12 protein-coding genes are annotated in these 18,658 nt (G+C 44.1%); all 12 read right to left on the bottom strand.

Translation table 11 applies throughout. The features are described from left to right. Positions 1-560 (bottom strand): ABC transporter ATP-binding protein (locus PGR74_RS12220; RefSeq protein ID WP_270517277.1); only part of this gene is annotated, 560 nt, incomplete at its 3' end. A 74-nt stretch (positions 561-634) separates the two neighbouring features. After that, positions 635-3,232 (bottom strand): zinc-dependent metalloprotease, encoded by a 2,598-nt coding sequence (locus PGR74_RS12225; protein ID WP_160289161.1) that lies wholly within the window; start codon positions 3,230-3,232, stop codon positions 635-637. 15 nt (positions 3,233-3,247) lie between these two features. After that, positions 3,248-5,902, bottom strand: a complete 2,655-nt coding sequence (locus PGR74_RS12230) for a zinc-dependent metalloprotease (RefSeq protein ID WP_041504537.1) — start codon at positions 5,900-5,902, stop codon at positions 3,248-3,250. A 169-nt stretch (positions 5,903-6,071) separates the two neighbouring features. After that, a complete protein-coding gene (locus tag PGR74_RS12235) occupies positions 6,072-7,664 on the bottom strand; it encodes a PKD-like family lipoprotein (protein WP_041504538.1) in 1,593 nt (530 codons plus the stop codon). A 17-nt stretch (positions 7,665-7,681) separates the two neighbouring features. Continuing rightward, the gene (locus PGR74_RS12240) at positions 7,682-8,431 is read right to left on the bottom strand and encodes a DUF4843 domain-containing protein (protein WP_041504539.1); all 750 of its coding nucleotides are present in this window, start codon (positions 8,429-8,431) and stop codon (positions 7,682-7,684) included. 23 nt (positions 8,432-8,454) lie between these two features. Then, positions 8,455-10,020: a RagB/SusD family nutrient uptake outer membrane protein gene (locus tag PGR74_RS12245; protein ID WP_041504540.1), complete on the bottom strand. Its 1,566-nt coding sequence runs from the start codon at positions 10,018-10,020 to the stop codon at positions 8,455-8,457. 17 nt (positions 10,021-10,037) lie between these two features. After that, the gene (locus PGR74_RS12250) at positions 10,038-13,454 is read right to left on the bottom strand and encodes a SusC/RagA family TonB-linked outer membrane protein (protein ID WP_052634885.1); all 3,417 of its coding nucleotides are present in this window, start codon (positions 13,452-13,454) and stop codon (positions 10,038-10,040) included. 66 nt (positions 13,455-13,520) lie between these two features. Beyond that, a complete protein-coding gene (locus PGR74_RS12255) occupies positions 13,521-14,717 on the bottom strand; it encodes a FecR family protein (RefSeq protein WP_270517278.1) in 1,197 nt (398 codons plus the stop codon). A gap of 87 nt (positions 14,718-14,804) precedes the next feature. Then, the gene (locus PGR74_RS12260; RefSeq protein ID WP_052649443.1) at positions 14,805-15,386 is read right to left on the bottom strand and encodes an RNA polymerase sigma-70 factor; all 582 of its coding nucleotides are present in this window, start codon (positions 15,384-15,386) and stop codon (positions 14,805-14,807) included. Positions 15,387-15,967: 581 nt separating this feature from the next. After that, entirely contained in the window at positions 15,968-16,549 is a 582-nt protein-coding gene (locus tag PGR74_RS12265) for a LutC/YkgG family protein (protein WP_041504542.1), read from the bottom strand. Further along, the gene (locus PGR74_RS12270; RefSeq protein WP_110688821.1) at positions 16,542-17,912 is read right to left on the bottom strand and encodes a lactate utilization protein B; all 1,371 of its coding nucleotides are present in this window, start codon (positions 17,910-17,912) and stop codon (positions 16,542-16,544) included. Before PGR74_RS12270 ends, PGR74_RS12265 begins: the two co-directional genes overlap by 8 nt. Beyond that, on the bottom strand, positions 17,909-18,646 hold the full coding sequence (locus PGR74_RS12275) for a (Fe-S)-binding protein (RefSeq protein WP_041505587.1): 738 nt from the start codon (positions 18,644-18,646) through the stop codon (positions 17,909-17,911). Before PGR74_RS12275 ends, PGR74_RS12270 begins: the two co-directional genes overlap by 4 nt. Between the last annotated feature and the right edge of the window lie 12 nt (positions 18,647-18,658).

Consider the following 18,658-nt stretch of genomic DNA (forward strand, 5'->3'; position numbering starts at 1 on the left):
GTGCGATCCTCCGCGATCTCCTTGATCAGGTGACGGATCTCCACGATCTGGTTCGGGTCCAAACCGTTCGTCGGCTCGTCCAAAACAACGAACTCGGGGTTGTGGATGATCGCCTGCGCTATACCCACCCGCTGTTGATAACCGCCAGAGAGGTTACGGATCAAACGCTTGCTGAAATGACTGATACCGCACTTGCCCATAACCGCCTTCACGGCCGTCGATATCTCGCTGTCCGGGACGTGACGCAAGCCAGCGCAATACTCCAGGTACTCCGTCACCGTCAAATCCGGGTGCAAGGGCGGCGTCTGGGGCAAAAAGCCGATATGCCGTTTCGCCTCTACAGGGTTCTCCCGGATACTCACGCCCTTGATGTAAACATCTCCTTCCGTCGGTCTCAACACGCCACACATGATATTCATCGTGGTCGACTTGCCCGCCCCGTTGGAGCCGAGCAAACCGTAAATTCCGTTCCGGGTAATCTCGAAATTGATATCCCGGATCGCCCACTGGATCGTGTAACGATGAGATAGATTTTCAATTTTTACGATCGATTCTTCCATACAATAGATTTACTTTATATTAGTGATTAATATTTTATTATCTTTTATAAATCAACACTTTAATACGTCAATTATTATTTCTTATCCAACATCTTCCGTATCTTGTACAACATGTACTCGTAATGCAATTTCGTATCACCGGAACTTTTCTGAACGGCAGTTTTCAACAAATCCTGAACTTTAAACAACATGTTGAAATAATGATCCACCGGGATATAATCACTCGGCATAACCACGTTCATGTTCGGGTAAAAACCGCTTTGTTCCTCAACGGCCTTTCCGTCGACACGCACCTGATTGCGGTACTCGTCCATTAATCGGTTTGCCGTTTTCATGTCTATAACGGGGAATACCGCTTTATATGAATCCACCAAACCTTTTTTGGGAACGAAATTCCCGGCATTGGTCGCTACCGTCGAGGAGGCGACAACGCTTCCCAAGAACTCCCGTTGCAAGGCCATCTCGTGCTTCTCTAACGGACGGTTTTTTATCGTGCCTTCCCAAACCGCTTTATAGATATCGTCGACATACTCCTCCACGGGATAACCGCTACCTTTTTCGGCTCCCAACGCCACGTACTTCAAACGGAAGGTCAACGTACCGAAAATAAAACCACGGATACGGTCGATATAAGAGTTGCCGATCTCGAGTTGTCGCAGGACGGCCTCGTTCTCCAACCAGGAAAGATCTTTCGCCAGGTCGACCATCGCTTTCAAAGTAGCTTTCTGCGTGGTTTTCGGAACCGCGGTGTAACTCGTCAGATCTTCATCGTCAAACGCCTCGCGTTGATAAAAACCGCCAAGGTTTATCGAAAGGTCGTTTACCCGTTTTTGTAATTGCCCGTATAACATGTTATACAAGATCGCGCGCTGGCGTTGATCAACGTCTCCTTCAGCGTACCATTCATAAAAATGACGAACGGAGAGTTTCAAATTATTAACGGCGTATTCGAGGGCCTTTAAATGATCGTCTCCCAAATCCCCGGCGAACGTCGTCGGGTCGTAATAGTAATAAGGCATTTTACCGAAACGACAATTGGGGTTGTCCCGGCCTTCCTTGATCCAACGGTCTAAGGTTTCAAATTCATCCTCCGGACGGGAAGCGTTAGCGATAGGACGGTACAACCAATTGATCACGTAATAGTCGTAATCGCCCAAACCTTTCGGAGTCATACGAACGCCTTTCTCCACGTCTCCCGGTTGGGCGATGTAATTACAAGGCACATCATCCATGATCGAGGGACTCAAACCGTGTTCCCGCGTGAATGAAGGGGAACGCAAAGAGTCTACCGGATAAGCACTCGAGGCCCCAGCGTTGTAGACTAAACCCAAGTTAATACCCGTTTCACGCGTGACATTCGCCCGGATAAGCTCCCCGATCTGTTCGTCGGAAAGCTGTTTCCGTCTCACTCCCGGGTCGGAAGCCATCGTCGTCACCTTGCGATCAAATTGTAAACCGGAGGCCAACCCGTCATAAAGGTAAAGAGACGCCTGCAAGATCTCTCCCGTACGAGGGTCGATCGTCATGGAACTTTGCATGTCCATCCATAGCGGGGCGTAACGAACCGTCGAATAACCGATGTTGTTGGCATTAAAATCCGGATCGTTCCTCGGGAAATCGACCACGCGTATCGCATTTTTGAATCCTATCTTCTCAAAAGCCGCATTCCAAGCCTCGATACCCTCTTTCACGGGTTTCTTCCAGGCCGGGGGCATCAACGTGTCCATGTAAAAAACGATCGGTTTCAGAGGTTCGACCAATTCTCCTCGCTGGTAAGCCACGCTATCGCTCGGCTCTAAACGCCAGCGTTTCGTGAAATACGTTCTTTCAAGGGGCTTTCGACCATCCGGAAACTGGGACACGCTTGTGAAAGAAACTCCCAAGCGGGGATCCGCCAAGCGGGGTTTCATCGGCTCCTCCGGTAACAATAACAACATCTTGTTAGTCGTAACGGAAACCTTAACATCGGCCGGTAACATCTTGAATGCACCGAACAAGTACATGTTTTCGATAAAACCCAACTCGCAAGTTACCGAGATATTATCTTTATAAGACCTGACCTCTTTCAAGAAAGAGGTCTCTTTCTTGTACTCGTGAACACGGGCGATATAACCGTAAAAAGAGTTAGCCGAGTAAGCGGCAAAAGGGGTCGTGTAAGGAGAGTATTCCATGAAAAGAGGGGTCATGTCAACCACGATAGCGCTACTATCCGGCGTGTAAGCCGCAACTTTGAAAGAAGCGTAAACGCCACCCGCATTGGACCGCTCTATCGCCTCGTCCAAGTTCTGGTCTCCGCCACGGTTCAAGGGCTTATCCAGGAGAGAAATCCGCGCCTGTAACGTCGAGTCCAAAAGAACGAAACGGAAGGGAAGCGAGTACCCCCCGAATTGACCGACGACTCCCTCTCCGTTATCGCTGATATCTTCGATAGAAGAGACCAGTAACATCTCTTTTCCCAGCAGATTCAGCGGATACTCGACGAGGACTTTGTCACCCACCTTGTGGATCGTCATCACCCCCCGGGAAGTTTGCACTTTTTTACCTTGAAAAAGTTGCCGGTAAGGGGTCAACGTTTCTCCCCTCTCCACTCTCTTCTTTTTCCGCGCCCAAGATTCCTGGCAAAAAAATCCCAGCAAAAAAGAAGTGATCAATATATATAGTATTCCTTTCATACGTGACATCATGAATTATTTCAACGCCTGTTCCAGTTTATAAAGTAGTAAACGGTAATGTTGACGGGTATCGGCAGAACCGGTATTGGATTTCGATTTAACCAGGGACTGTATCTTTTTCAACATGTCGAAATAGAGGTGATCAAGAGGCTCAACTACCGTATTCGAATTGACATTCACCCAGTAACCGAAACCCTGACGCTCTAAATGTTCCAAGCTCGTGCCCCGTTCAAGCGCAGGCACCTCCTTGCAAGCCTCGACACGCGGAAAGTCCGAATACATGCCCATCCACTCCGTAGATAACATTCCGTATTTTTCACGGTGAAACGTCTTCACCACTTCCGGGACATCCACGAGCCCGCTACCGGAAACGATCGAGAACGGGTCACCCGAGATTCCTTTCTTCGCCACGTCCGAGAACAACATGATATTGGCAAGCAATTTCATCTGGAGTTTCTTCTCCGACACCGAAAGGGTTTTACCCTGTCTCGTCGGTTTGAAAACGAACTCTTGAACGTCATTTAAAAATTCCCGGGGGGTGTAAGTATCCTTATTTTCATCTTTCACCGCCGTTAAAGTGACACTCCCCAACCGGCTCATTACCGCTCCGAAGATTTTGTCTTCCAGCTCGGACGAGATTTCGCTCCGCAACGGCCATTTAGATTGCAACTCTTTAGCGTCAAGCCAATCAAGATCACCGATCTGGCTCAACAAAAAGTGAAACGCACGGCGTTGTTTCTCTCTCGGAACCACGGAATAACTGGGGCGGGAATCTCCGTCATAACGCTCGTTCAAGTAAATACCGCCGATATTCAATAAAACGTGGTTCACGTACCGAACGTACTGGTAAATAATCTCGTTGTACATGTTCTCCCGGAACGCCAGGTCGGGATCGTCTTTTCCTACCCAGGCACTCATGTTCGAGAGCACGTGTTTCAAGTTTTTCACGCCGTAGGTCGCCGACTTTATAGCGTCGTCTCCCAAATCTTCCTCGATTGAGCTCGGGTCAAAACGTGAATATATCTGTTGTTTGCCGTAACGATAAACGGGATCGCCAGATTTCTCGCTGATCCACCGGTTCAACGTCGGAACTTCATCTCGAGCGCTCTTGACATCCAATAGAGGAGTGTATAACCAGGCGATAGCGTACAAGTCGTACAAGCCCAGGTTGGGGGGAGTCAATTTTACCCCTCTCTCTTTATCGCCAGGTTGGGCCACGTAGTTGTTACGGGCGTAATCCATGATCGAGTACGTAGTTCCATGTTTTTGGGTGAAAGAGGGTGAACGCAACGAATCCGTCGGGATCGAGGAAGAACCCGCCATATTGTGCATCAAGGCCAGGCAGTGCCCCACCTCGTGCGCCACCACGTAACGGATACAATTACCAAGGGTCTCCTCGTCAAAAGCGACCTTACGCACGTCCGGATCTGCCGGCGCCGTTTGCAGGAAACGCCAGTTCGTGACCAACTCTACCATGTTATGGTAAAGGTAAACGGAAGCGTTCAATATCTCTCCCGTGCGAGGGTCCGTCCAAGAGGGGCCCATGGCATTAGCGATCCAGGAAGGGGAGTACCTCACGCAAGAATACTTCAGGTTATCGGGATCGAACTCCGGATCGTCCGTCGGGAAGTCCCTCGCGATTATGGCGTTTTTAAAGCCTATCTTCTCGAAGGCAGCCTGCCACTCCTCCACTCCGGCTTTGATGTATTTTTTCCAACTCTCGGGAAAGGCGTTATCAACATACCAGACGATAGGTTTTTTAGGCTCTACCAGCTGCCCCGAACGATAGGCCGATTCGTCCGAAGGTTCCAGACGCCAGCGAGTCGCATAATAAAGGGCCTCGACTCCTTTATTGTCGTGACTGAAAGAGGATACTCCCTGGTAAAAAATACCGATACGGGGATCAGCCAGGCGGGGACGCATCGGATCGTCAGGTAAAAGGATAAAACTGCGGGTCAATACCGACGTGAAAGGTAACTTGTAAATGTAGTAATACCGACCGTCGCGAACATTTACCTCGTAACTTAAAGAGGACTGCACGCTCGCATTATCAGAGAAAGACTTCACTTTCCCCAGCTGGGATTTATCCTTTTTAAACTCTTTGACGATCCAACGACCGTTTCCGAGGATCGGTGCGTATGGAGAAAACGGGGTCAACTCCTCGTTATCGCTGATAAAGAAATCGGTCACGTCGATTACCACCGCCGTGCTGTCAGGAGTGTAAGCGAGGATCCCGGTGTTGTATAACGTGGCAGGTCGTGTGCTTGCCTTAACGCGTTCTTTCAAGTTTTCCACTTCCGTGGTGTACATCGTGTTCACTTTACATAAGCTCACGAGAGAATCTCTTCTCGTGAATACAACGTGCAAGGGGTCCGTCGGTTTCTCTCCCACGCTACCGAACCAGTTGCTCGTCGTCTCCGATATGGTTGAACCCAGCAGCATTTCACGGTCCAATAAAGTCAACGGGATCTCGAAATAAACCTTACCATCCATCTTGTGTATGGTGAAAAGACCTCTTGCCGTTTCACAGGCTTTCCCTTTAAACAATTTATCGTAAGCAGTTTCGCTCTTCGGCTGAAGCTTGTCCTTTTTCTTTTGCTTTGCAAAGGCAAGCTGTCCGCTTCCGAATAAAGCAAACACGATAAAGAAAATCACAACTCTTTTTTTCATTACCAATTCTTTTCAATTTTACAAATACAATATAACATTCCCATTCCACAACAGTTACCAAACCGTTATGGTTCTATAAATCAATTAAATATTCAGGAAAGAAGGTATTCCAAAAGATACTTTTGGAATACCTTCCATTAGTCATCTACCAAAATCTTTTTACAAATCATCATTTATAAAAATCGGTATAACTATTATAGGCCAACTCCAAAAGGTCAACAATCTTTCCACCCACGTTAAATCTCGTCTCTTCTATGATCTTAGGAGTAATGATATTAGATATGTCAATTGCAAAAAAGTCTCCGTTTTCCAAAGCGACATACAATTTGTTGTAATCTATATTAGACGCATTATAAATAAACGCCACAACATTGGCAACAAACGGACTGCTCATTAAGCTTCCGGTCGTATTATTTTCCCGGTTCACGTAATGAATCTCTTTTCCTTTGGAATAGAAAATATAGTTATTGGATATCGGAGCACCGTAATTGGCGGCCGAAGTCAAAAACTTCGTTCCTTTGGGCAAATTTCCTCCCGGGAATGCTTGTTTACCGGCCTCTTCATGTTGAACGACCAAACCGGTAGCCCGATTGACAATAAAATCGGTCAACCAAGTTTTTCCATCCTTATCATTGTAAATGATCGAATATTTATACACATTTCCCAAATAATTGTAATACTCTCCCGCAAACAGGTGCAGCACCTCTGTTCCTTCCGGCATAGCCCAGACCGGATCCGGATACTCGGCACCCTCCACGTAAGTCAAAGGGAAAATATTAAAGGGCTCAGAATTCATCTTAATCATCAATATTCTCCGGTTTTTCTCGTCCCAACAAGGTGAAATATATCCCCCCGAGGGAGTACGTCCTAAACCGAAGCCCGTCACTTGATATCCTTTTTCATCTACAATATAAGGTTCCGACTGGAATTTTCCTCCCAACCAACTGGCCGTTTTAACTCTCTGGTATAACTTTCCGTCTGCCGTTGCCAACAAAGAAAGCCGACTGCGATGGAACGCACTCACGACATCAAAATTAGCAGGAGCTCCGCTCATAAATTCATCCTTCAACTCCCCGGCGAATTTCATATTCTCGTTATTGACCACGTATATACCCTTACTCGTCAATACCGTCGTCGCCGCCATGGAAGAAGAGATCGCGTTGTCATGATTCGCATACAATCCGCGAGGTGTTCCCTCCAATTTCATATCGGCATTTGCTACTTCAAAAACATTATCCTGCAAACTATAAACCACTTTACTCACCCCGTTAACGGTTTCTGTTTTTTGCGAATAACACGACAATTTGGCATTACTGCCGTTCTCGGACAAAATCAAGACGTTGCCTCTTCTGTATCTTCCATAGGTATAAAACCAAAGTCTTGCAACGAACTTCATTCCGGTCGACTGGTCAACGGCGGTGAAGGTTCCGGTTTGAGGAATCTCCGTATAAGAGGTAATCCCCAATCTCGAAAACAAGGTATCCGTAGATATCGCCAACACTCTTTCCTCACAGAAAAGCTTCCCGTCGTAAGTTCTCCATTCGAATCTAAAATTAGAAGAATCTCCTTCGAAATGCATCGGAACCGTCGCCTTCGTGGAATCCCCCTCGTAAGCACGAATATAAACCGGAGAAGAGGAGTAATTATAATCCCATACCGGACCGTTGATCTCCTTGTAGTCATATGTTCCCTCGTCATCGAAACAACCTATCAATAAGGCGGCGAGGAATAAACATCCTAACAATATTTTGTTTTTCATCATAATAACTTCATTTTAAATTACAACATCACTTGCATGTACTCGTTATTTTCATCGTCGTATATCCGAGGATTTTGTTCCAGCAACCACTCTTTAAACTGTAAAACAAGTTGTTTAGCCCTGTCGGGAGATTCCGCGATCAGCTCTTTACTCATCTCTCCCTTCTTATCGATTTCGCTCATGAATAATTTGAACTTCTTCTCCGAATATTTTCCTAACAGATAACTCGTTACCTCGCCATTCCACCAATCAGGCGGTGATACTTGCGTCGAAACGACGATAATCGCCCTTCTCCTCTCCCATTGTCCTAAAGCAAGTTTTTCGCCGGGAACCAATTCCACGATAATCCGCACGGGAGCTACATCCATTTTAGCTGTCCGGTGTATTTTCAAGTAGATGGTATCTCTTATGTCCACGGCATCTTCTCCCACAGTTGTCGACTTAAACGTATAAGAGGGATCCAGGGTAAACTCCTTTCCTTCCTCTCCCGTGCTTCCTTCCGTAACGGCTTTTAACCCGAACGTAAGGTCTTCCGTCAAAAGATTTCCGGAAAGACAGACTACAAGCGGAACTTCTATATCCTTGGTTCCATCAGGATAATGGAAGAAAGAAACCTCGGTCGAATCGGCCCCTTCCGTACCGGGATAGATAGCATCCATATAAAATTTATCGAAAAAAACTTCGGGACGATCCGCAAACGTAAAAATTTTCTCTTCTTCACAGGCCCAGAATAAACAAAGAAGGAAACTTAAATATATACTCTTTTTCATATCTATAAATCATTTAAAATTTATCATAATCCTTCATTCGTCGGTATCGGCAACAAATATTCACTACGAGTAAAAGGACGAACCGTTCCATTACCGAAATCCACACTGGCATTCAAACGCTTGTATAAATAGAATAATTGTCCTTCACCGATCCACTCTCTGCGGGCATCCCGGATCAATTCGCTTACAAAATCCGCCCAACTGGAAATACTAAGGGACTCAACGCATCCTCTCGCCTTACGAATATCTTCCAATATTTTTTTAGCTTCAGGGAAATTATTTTGACGAGCGTAGTACTCCGCCATAATGTATTTCATCTCTGTCGCGCGAATCAACGGGATAACCGTGGCATTATAATCCCGGGTCGTCTCATCCGTACTACAATAATACTTTCCTGAAATAGGATACTCTCCTCCGGCAAGATAGGTCAAACGCAAATAACGATAATCGCGGTCGGATTCGTCCACTCCCGCATAATTCTGGAAAACTTTCTGTCCATCGAGATTAAGCACGAACCATCCCGCACTTCCCGTATATTCCGGCGCATAACTGTAAGACAACCCGAAATCTTCATAAGCATTTTCATTATACACACCGAAAATCAGGTTACTGATCGTTTTCAGATCTTTTTTATTATTCCAATTGGTAGAACTGACTCCGGAAAAATCATCCTTATCGAATGCTAACTCGTTACCGTAATTACTCTTCACCTTAAATTCCAACACCTCTTTTGCACATTCATAGGCCTCCTGATACCTTCCGGCATATTGATAGGCTCTTGCCAACAAAGCCGTTACAGCAAAATAGTGCATGCGATATCCGCGTCCTTTGAAGAAGCTCTCCACATTCAGGGTCTGATTACCGTAAATTTCCGTTCCGAACACGAACGTATTATGGAATCTACTCTCTCCTCTGATTAAAGTTCCTCTTCCCACGAGAGAAGTATCCCAGACAACAACAAGCGGACGAGCCTGTTCCAAATCGGTTATTATTTTATCGATACAAGACTGTACGCCCAATTTTTGAGAATAGAGGCTGGGATAAGCTTCTACATAGGGAACATAAGCTTTTCCATCGTCATTGACCGGAGCCGGAGCAAACAACCGCAACATATCGAAATGCATAAAAGCCCGGCAAGCGTATGCCTCTCCCAAAATAAGGTTCTTTTCCATCTCTCCTTGAGAAAAAAGATCGGGACTTGCATTTTTTAGATTCTGTATCAAATTGTTAGCATTGGCGATGATATTATAAGCATCCGTCCACACATTTTTCAAATAACTGACGGAATAAGTGGTCGTGTAGTCGAGTTTTGCAAAATCCCTCCAAATCTTCCCCGCATAAAAATTATCTTCTCCCAGCTTATATTGTTGAGATATACAATCCAACATACCCCAAGTCAACTCTTTTCCGTACAAAGCTGTCTCTCCCATGGTTTTATATAAACCATTCAGGACGGATCTGTAACCATCTCCCGTGGTTAACAAAGACTCTTCGGTAATTTGCGTTTCCGGTTGCACGTCCAACCAGCTTTCGCAAGCGGCAAACGAAAACGATATCAATAATACCACTGTTTTTATATAATCTTTCATTTCTATTACTTTTTAGGTTAGAAACTTACATTCAAGGTAAAACTATAATTCCACGCATACGGGTAATTGGTTCCCCTTTCTACTTTTACCGTTGACCAACGGGCAAGCTCGTTCACGTTGAAACGCAAGCCTAAGGCCGTTAACCTCCATTTGCTTATCAACTCTTTCTTAAAGTCATAACCGACAGATAAACTGGTAAATTCCAAAACATTCTCATCTTGCACGAATCGACTGGTCGGTTGCGTACTCGCACTATTCTGAAGATTACGATAAGGCGTTATATCTCCCGGTTTTTTCCACCTTTCGGTAAGTAACCGTTTGTCGACATTCACACTCTGAATATTAGGATTCTCAACCCGATTCATCAACGTCGTGTTGTAAACCTGTCCACCCCATTGGTAGCTGAAAGTGGCATTCATATAAATACCGCGGAAATTAACATTGAGTCCGAAAGACCCCTGTACGTCGGGTAATTCATCTCCGACAACCACCTGGTCATTGGAATCCCAAGTATAGGTACTCGAACCGTCTCTTTTTATATATTTTTCCTTACCGTTTGCCGGATCGATTCCTGCCGAACGTACGGCATAAATAGCCGTTGTCGATGCACCTTTATAATATCTCGTAAACGGAGCATACTGCGTGTAATAAGACGAACCGTTTTGATAAGCCTCGTTAATTGCCTCGTTATAAGCTTCTGCCGCAGCTCCCAATTTCGTTATCTTATTCTTGTTTCCTCCCATATTACCCATAAAGCTAACGATCCAATCCTTATCCCGGTAAAGAGTAGCGGATAAGTCTATTTCAAAACCCTTATTCTCGACAGAACCCGAATTGTCCCGGTATTCGCTGAAACCGGAAGAGGGACGAATTGAAATCTGGTCGATCAAATCCACCGTCTTCTTGATATAATAATTGGCAGACAACAGGATACGGTCATTAAGGAATCCCAATTCGAAACCGACATCCGTCGTTTTGGTAGTTTCCCATTTCAATTTCGGATTACCCAGGTATTTTAAGGAAGTAGCAGGACCGGTATAATACCAATGCTCCGAATCCACTTCATAAGTAGAAACAGCCGTGTATGCCGGGAAATTCACCTTACCGGTACTACCGTAAGAAGCCCGAAGTCTTAACCTGCTTAACAACCAATTATCCCTCAACCAACTGTAATTATGGATATTGATACCAGCACCAACGGACCAGAAGGGAGCATATCTCTTATCCGAACCGAATTGTGAAGAACCGTCCAAACGTATAGATCCGTCAAAAAGATAGACATCGTTATACGAGTAGTTTATTGAAGCCAAGAAACCGATCAAACGGTTGGTTGATTCATCTACGGATGTCTTATCCGGTTGAGATTTGGCATAAGAAGGGTTATACATTCCCTCCATCTGGAATCCTTTAAACACACTCGTATGTGAATTGGAATTATCCTCTTTGATATTTATTCCAAGCGTCGCATTTATAAAATGTTTTTCAATTGCCCTATTATAATAGAACATGGCATTCAGGTTCCAACTATAACTATCCGAATAACTCTGGGTCAACTCTCCTCTTTCATTTTCATTGTAACTACCAGAATTCCTATATGCGTATACAGATTTAGGATCTATAAAAGACTCCTGTTTTTGAGTCGTTTTGGTTATACTCAACTGTCCCTTGAATTGCAACCCTTCCAAAATAAATAAATTCACGTTCAGGTTGTCCTGAAATTCATGGTAACGGGTACGACCGTCAAATCCACCTAAAGTGACATCGAATAAAGGATTGGCTTTCGTACCGATACCATCTTTGAGGTACTTCAGGTATTCGCCGTCTTCATCGTATATTTCCAAATAAGGTTGCTGGGAGGCATACGTACTGAACAAACCGTAAGGAGAGTTTTCAGAACGCGTTCCCGCGTAAGAGATGTAATTTCGAATTTGCAATTTTTTGTAACGATAATCCAAAGACATACCTGCTCCGACACGGTCGCGATAGGAACCTTTCATCGCTCCACCGTTTTTATCATAGAAGAAATCAACCCCGTACCGTATGCTTTCCACACCACCTTCTATATAAATCGTATGCTTGTGATTGAATACGTTGTGTAAGGGCTGAGCCAACCAATCGGTATCAACCCCTTTCAATACCTGATTCAATTTGTTGTAATAATCTTGATCGCTGTTCGGCTGACTGCTCGGAGAAGAAGCCGTATAAACACCGGCTAACCGCTCTACTTCCAACTTCTCGGCGGCATTACAGAGATTGTAATCGGAAAGATCCGGCAATTCCAAACCTCCCGTAAAATTATAAGTAACCCGCATTTCTCCCGGTTGCGGAGCTACGGTAGTGATAACCATTACGCCATTGGCGGCACGGGAACCGTACATAGCCGTTGCTGCGGCATCTTTCAAGATAGTGATACTTTCCACCCGGTTCATATCCATATCGTATATCTTTTGAACATCCACCTCAAATCCGTCCAAAATAAACACGGGCAAATTAGGGTTATCTTTCAGGTTGGTACGTTGTGTCTGTTTCATATATTCCGATTCCAGGCTTTTATTCATACCGATACTGGACTCTCCCCGGATATTGATTTCAGGCAAACTATTCGGGTCGGATCCCCACGCACTCTGCCGGATTCGGAAAGAGGGATCGAAAGTCTGAACAGCCGCAAGCATATTCTTACTATTGGTTCTCAATAGCTGTTCCCGGTTTACCGTGGTTACATTTCCCGTAAAACTCTCTTTTCGGATATTGGAATATCCCGTTACAACGACATCTTCCAACGCAACCTTATCCTCCTTCATGACGATTTTCAAATCTTTTCTAACCTCTCCTTCCTTTAAGGCATTGATCTTTACGTTTTGAGTCTGCATTCCGATAAAAGTAAAGATTAAAGTCGCCGTATCCCGGGGTATAGGAATGCGAAATGCCCCCTTATCGTCCGTGGCAACTCCCAAGGTCGTACCTTTTACGAGAACGGTAACTCCGGGTAAGAAGACCCCCTTTTCATCCACGACGACTCCCTTGATCAAGATAGGTTCCTTTTTCGTACTATCTTGAGCTGCCACTTTAGGAGCCAATCGGATAACGATCAAATTTTCTTTAAATTCATAGGCAAAACCGCGAGGTGTTAAAATCTCTTGTAACAACTCTTTTACCTCTACATTCAACGCCTCCACGTTCACACGACTCTCCCCCTTTATCAGATCATAATTATAAAGAAAATCATACCCGCTTTGTTCTGTGATTTCTTTAAAAACCTTGATTAACGTCGCATTCTTCATCTTAATGCTGACGGTCTCGTTTTGGGGAAAACCTTTTGCAGAGAGAAGCATTGTCCCCGCAAGAATAAAAAAAGTAATCCTTCCCATCGTAAATAAAATTTCCTGCAACCACGTTTTTCCACGTGACATGGCAAAAATCCATTTCTTTTTCATAAATTTGTAGCGTTTAGTCATTAAACATTGTATCCCGCGTCTACGCGCATTTGACAAAGGGACACGTTATCTAAAACTGAGAATGTTGGAAGCATTTTCAGTTTTATTCACAGTTATACTTCTATTTTCAATTTGGAAATCAACATCATAGGTTCCCTTTAAAATCTCCAAGAATTCACGAATATCGCCGTAACGCTTTATCCTACCTGAAAATCTGATTCCTTTCAACTCTTCACTTGCATAATGAATTTCTATATTATACCACCGGGCCAACGTATTCATGATCTCTTCCAAGGTAGTTCCTTCAAACTTATAATACCCGTCCTTCCAAGAGATATACAGCGCCACGTCGACCTGACGCACATTCATTTGTCCCGTCAACGAATCAAATACGGCCTGATCTCCCGGTTTTAAAACGCCCAAAGACTTCTCGTCGCTTTGAATCGCCACGGCTCCTTCGACCAAGGTTGTAAATATCTCTGAAGTACCCTCGTAAGACGCAACATTAAACTTCGTTCCCAACACCCGAATATCGATTCCTTTGCTCGTCACGATAAAAGGCCTCGACGAATCTCTCTTCACCTCAAAAAACGCCTCTCCGTCGATATACACACGTCGCTCCTTGGTCCCCCATGCCAACGGAAATCTCAATCGGGATTCCGAATTTACCCATATCCTCGTACCGTCTTCCAACTCCAAAGGATATTCTCCCCCTCGAGGTACTTCCAAAATACGATATTTCAGATTCTCTTCACTCGAAACGAGGGGGTCCCCCGTCACAGAACAAATCAATCCGTCCTCCTTGTTGCTGATCACCTGTCCCTTCTCCACAAACGTGAACGTTTTATCTAAGCTCAAAGCAATAGTCTCTCCTGAAGCCAAAGTCAGCACAGCTTTTGTCTCTCCCCCCTGAATGCTCAACGATTCCATCGACTTCACCCGGACAGGTTTATCACGGAAAAAATAATAAAAAGAGAAAGAAAACAACAGTAAAACAGAAGCCGCATAAGCCCATTTCTTAATATTTCTTAAATACCTGGTCTTACGCTTTTCTTGAAGTTTCTTTATACATATCTGATAAGCGACATCAACATCGATATACTTTTCCTGTTTACAATCAAAGTAATACTTCTCTAATTTCTCCAGCACGACTTGATTCTCGACCTCAGATTCTAACCATTCTTTTAAAATCGATTGCTCCTCTAACGTCAACACCTCACCGTTAATTTTGGCCGCAATTATTTCCCAAATAGAATTTTGCATATCTTTTAACATTGCATTTTGTCAAAAGACCCCAAAATCTACATTTAATGTGACAAGGATTTCGTTTTTTTTAGAAAAAAATTTATTTTATTTGGTTTTCGCTGATTGTGAATACCTTAAGAAAATAAAATACAATAAAGCAGTAAACGATTTTCCATTTAAAGAAACTCGTAATGATTTGAAAGCTCTCGCCATCTGTGTCCGCACGGTATTTATAGAAATTCCCAACAGATTGGCAACTTCCTGATATTTCATACCCTCTACACAACACAGATTAAAAATACGCCGGCATTGTTCCGGCAAACGATTCATAGCCCGATACAATTCTTCACGCTCTTCCATCTCCTCCAAATCGACCTTACACTCCTCCTTTTCATTCACGATCATACGAACCAACTTATCGTTATGTCTTCTCTCGTTCCGTATATAATTGATACAATTATTACGAGTGGACCGAAACAAATACCGTTCCAATTCGGAACTTATATTCTCGTATTTTTTCTCGTACCAAAAATTAATAAATAGCTCCTGAACGATATCTTCCGCTACTTCCCGATCCTTCAATATGGTACTCGCGTAAACGACTAAATTGGCGTAATAAACCCGAAACAAACGTTTGTACGCTTGTTCATCACCCGTTTTCAACTCTTGTAGTAAATTAGCAGACACCAAACAACTGTATTAAATCTTACAAACAAAGATACGTCAAATTTCATCTCATTCGCAAGGCTATAATAAAAACAAATGTATTTTTTTCATAAAATCGTTAGTCAATTACGATTTTTTCAAGGAATTTATCAAATAGGCATCCAATTATATCACTTCTTCACAATTAAGACAATAAAGCATGGAAATATTTTAATTTAGGAATTAACAACACCACACCAACCAAGAATAACGCACATATTATTAAATAATTATAATAAATATCATAAAAATAAATATAATCCGATAATGATCTTTTACACGAAAAAAAAGCTCGAATTACATCTCCTTTTTCTTTCCACTAAAACCGCAATGTTAATTCTTTTTTAATTTTCAAGCTAACACGTGACCAAACATAAATTTTTACAGGGACGATCGACGGATTAGGTTATCCCCTCATTCTACGATACCGCGATTAACACGACGACGAACCGAAAGAAAACAGGGATGACCGAAACTGAAGAGTCTTTTCGGGACAAAACAAATCGGTAGCGTCATGAAACGATCGGGTGATTCACCATATCATCACCCGATCATCCGATCTTTTAATCGGTTAATATGATCGTCACCGCTTTCGGCCCGTGTGCTCCGATGACAAGAGCTTGCTCTATATCAGCTGTCTTTGAGGGACCCGCGATAAAACATCCGTATCCGAAATCGTTAAAATAAGGATGGCGGTAAGCTTCATGCATGTTGTTTACGATCTGATGTCGATCCAACACGATAACCAAAGATTCCGAAATAAAATAGAGCGCCTTATACCTTGTACTTTGCCTGATCCATACAGCTCCGTTCTCAATCACACCGAATTCCCCGCGGATAACTCCCACATCCGTCCCGTTTAACTCCCGGGCATCCGTTAAGGCATCGGGGTTCAATGTCGCACAAGCGATACCCGGCAAATCGGAAGCGATCACTTTGGCATCCGGATACTGCTTTCGAATCGTTTCATTTATATCTTCGCCTTTTTCAAGTAAGAATACATCACACCCTACCAATTGCGCTACCTCCATAAAATGTCGAATCTTATCTTCGAAGGTCATCGGCTCAAAGTCCATAGCAGGCCGTTCGACTTCCGGCACCGGATGAGCTTTTATTCTGTTCAATATGTCATTTTTACTATTCATGGTCAATCTTATTATGTTTCCATATGGAATGAAAAGTTTCCGGAGCCATCCGGGGTAATTCCCGTCCTTTTCCCCAAGGATCCAAACGGTTATACAATACAAAACGAGGCATATGCTCCGCTACGCGTCCTGCTTTTACCGTTGCATAAAATAAATCGGGATGATTCATTATCCATTTCATACGCTTTACCATAAACTTTTTCATCGGATCGGCCAGGTTCAATCGGTCCATCTCCTGTCTCCATTTATAGATCTGTTCGGCCAGATCGATTTTAGCCGGACATACGTTGGAACAAGAATAGCACAAAGAACAGGCCGATACATTACCGGAATATTTTTGCGGAGAATTCAACATCCCCAAATTAATTCCAATCGGGCCCGGAATAAAATAAGAATAGGAATATCCTCCCGTACGACGATAAACCGGACAGGTATTGATACAGGAACCGCAACGAATACACTTTAACATACCTATATGGTCAGGATTACCCAATATATCGCTCCTTCCGTTATCCACGATCACGATATGCATCTCTTGTCCTTCCACCGGTTTTTTATAATGCGAAGTATAAGTCGTAGAGGGTTGGCCGGTAGCGGAACGGGCCAACAAACGAATATAAACGGCTAATGCATCGTAATCTGGAATTACCTTTTCCATCCCCATGATGGCAATATGCACCTTCGGGAAAGAGGTTCCCATATCGGCATTCCCCTCGTTGGTACAGACCACGAAAGCTCCCGATGAGGCAACGGCAAAATTTATCCCCGTCATGGCAATATCGGCATGTAAAAACTTCTCTCTCAAATTTGCCCGGGCCGCGTGGGTCAAATAGGTAGGATCACTATTTCCCGGTTCCGTATGCAAGTATTTTTCAAAAACCTTTCCCACCTCTTCTCGTTTTACATGGATTGCCGGTAAAACAATATGACTGGGCGGCATTCCCATCAACTGCATGATCCGCTCTCCCAAATCCGACTCCACGACATCAATACCCTGTTCGGCCAGAAATGGAGTCATTCCGCACTCTTCGGACAACATGGATTTACTTTTTATCAAATTATTACCGTCATGTTTTTTGATGATTTCATATACTATTCGATTGTGTTCCTCCGCATCCTTAGCCCAATGCACATGAATTCCGTTTTCCACGGCATGTTTTTCGAACTCTTCCAAATAGTAAGCCAGATGGCTGATGGTATGTTGTTTTATACGACTTGCCATCTCCCGCAATTTCTCCCATTCCGGCACACCGAAGGCCATTTTATCACGTTTCTCCCTGACAAAAAAAAGGGCCTGGTCGTGCCACCGTGTCCGTTCCTTATCGGCTATAAATTTTTCGGCCGCTTTAGCATGTGTACTCATAATCTCGAGGTTAAAATTTCAATGATATGAATCGTTTTGATCGGTAATTTTTCACGTCTGATAACTCCCTCCATATGCATCAGGCAGGAACTATCAGCACCGGTAATAAACTCCGCCCCGGTCGACATATGATCCCTTACCTTATCTTCCCCCATGCACACGGAGGTTGCCGCCTCCTCCACGGCAAACATGCCTCCGAAACCGCAACATTCGTCTACCCGCTTCGGTTCCAATACCTCCACCCCTTTCACCAGGGAAAGTAAATCCCTCAACTTGGAAAACCGGGGAATATTCAACTCGCTCGGGGAAGAGAGATGTAGCAAGCGCTCCCCGTGGCAACTATTATGCAAACTCACCTTATGCGGGAAACAGGCATCCAACTTATCTACTTTTACCACATCATGCAAGAATTCACAGATCTCATATATCCGGCTACCGATACAAGCATGTTCCTCTTTACGCAACAACCGAGGATAATTCTCTTTGACAAAAACGACACAACTGGCCGAAGGTCCGACTACATAATCGTATTTTTCGAATAACTCCTCCATCTTCTTTGCCAAACCGATCGAATCGTGTTCAAAACCGCCGTTCGCCATAGGCTGGCCGCAACAAGTCTGCTCCAAAGGATAATCCACGTCTATCCCCAAGGACTTCAACAACCTGTAAGAAGCCACGCCTACTTTCGGATATATCGCATTGACATAACAGGGAATAAATAAACCTATCTTCATATGTTATATTTT

It is taken from the genome of Sanguibacteroides sp. AM78-02pH3A, from assembly GCF_027666085.1.
Lineage (GTDB): Bacteria > Bacteroidota > Bacteroidia > Bacteroidales > Marinifilaceae > Gabonibacter > Gabonibacter massiliensis.

What these genes read in the sequence shown, in the direction of transcription:
- PGR74_RS12225 (WP_160289161.1), bottom strand. Translation starts at nt 3,232, where the DNA reads ATGAAAGGAATACTATATATATTGATCACTTCTTTTTTGCTGGGATTT.
- PGR74_RS12230 (WP_041504537.1), bottom strand. Translation starts at nt 5,902, where the DNA reads ATGAAAAAAAGAGTTGTGATTTTCTTTATCGTGTTTGCTTTATTCGGA.
- PGR74_RS12235 (WP_041504538.1), bottom strand. Translation starts at nt 7,664, where the DNA reads ATGATGAAAAACAAAATATTGTTAGGATGTTTATTCCTCGCCGCCTTA.
- PGR74_RS12240 (WP_041504539.1), bottom strand. Translation starts at nt 8,431, where the DNA reads ATGAAAAAGAGTATATATTTAAGTTTCCTTCTTTGTTTATTCTGGGCC.
- PGR74_RS12245 (WP_041504540.1), bottom strand. Translation starts at nt 10,020, where the DNA reads ATGAAAGATTATATAAAAACAGTGGTATTATTGATATCGTTTTCGTTT.
- PGR74_RS12250 (WP_052634885.1), bottom strand. Translation starts at nt 13,454, where the DNA reads ATGAAAAAGAAATGGATTTTTGCCATGTCACGTGGAAAAACGTGGTTG.
- PGR74_RS12255 (WP_270517278.1), bottom strand. Translation starts at nt 14,717, where the DNA reads ATGCAAAATTCTATTTGGGAAATAATTGCGGCCAAAATTAACGGTGAG.
- PGR74_RS12265 (WP_041504542.1), bottom strand. Translation starts at nt 16,549, where the DNA reads ATGAATAGTAAAAATGACATATTGAACAGAATAAAAGCTCATCCGGTG.
- PGR74_RS12270 (WP_110688821.1), bottom strand. Translation starts at nt 17,912, where the DNA reads ATGAGTACACATGCTAAAGCGGCCGAAAAATTTATAGCCGATAAGGAA.
- PGR74_RS12275 (WP_041505587.1), bottom strand. Translation starts at nt 18,646, where the DNA reads ATGAAGATAGGTTTATTTATTCCCTGTTATGTCAATGCGATATATCCG.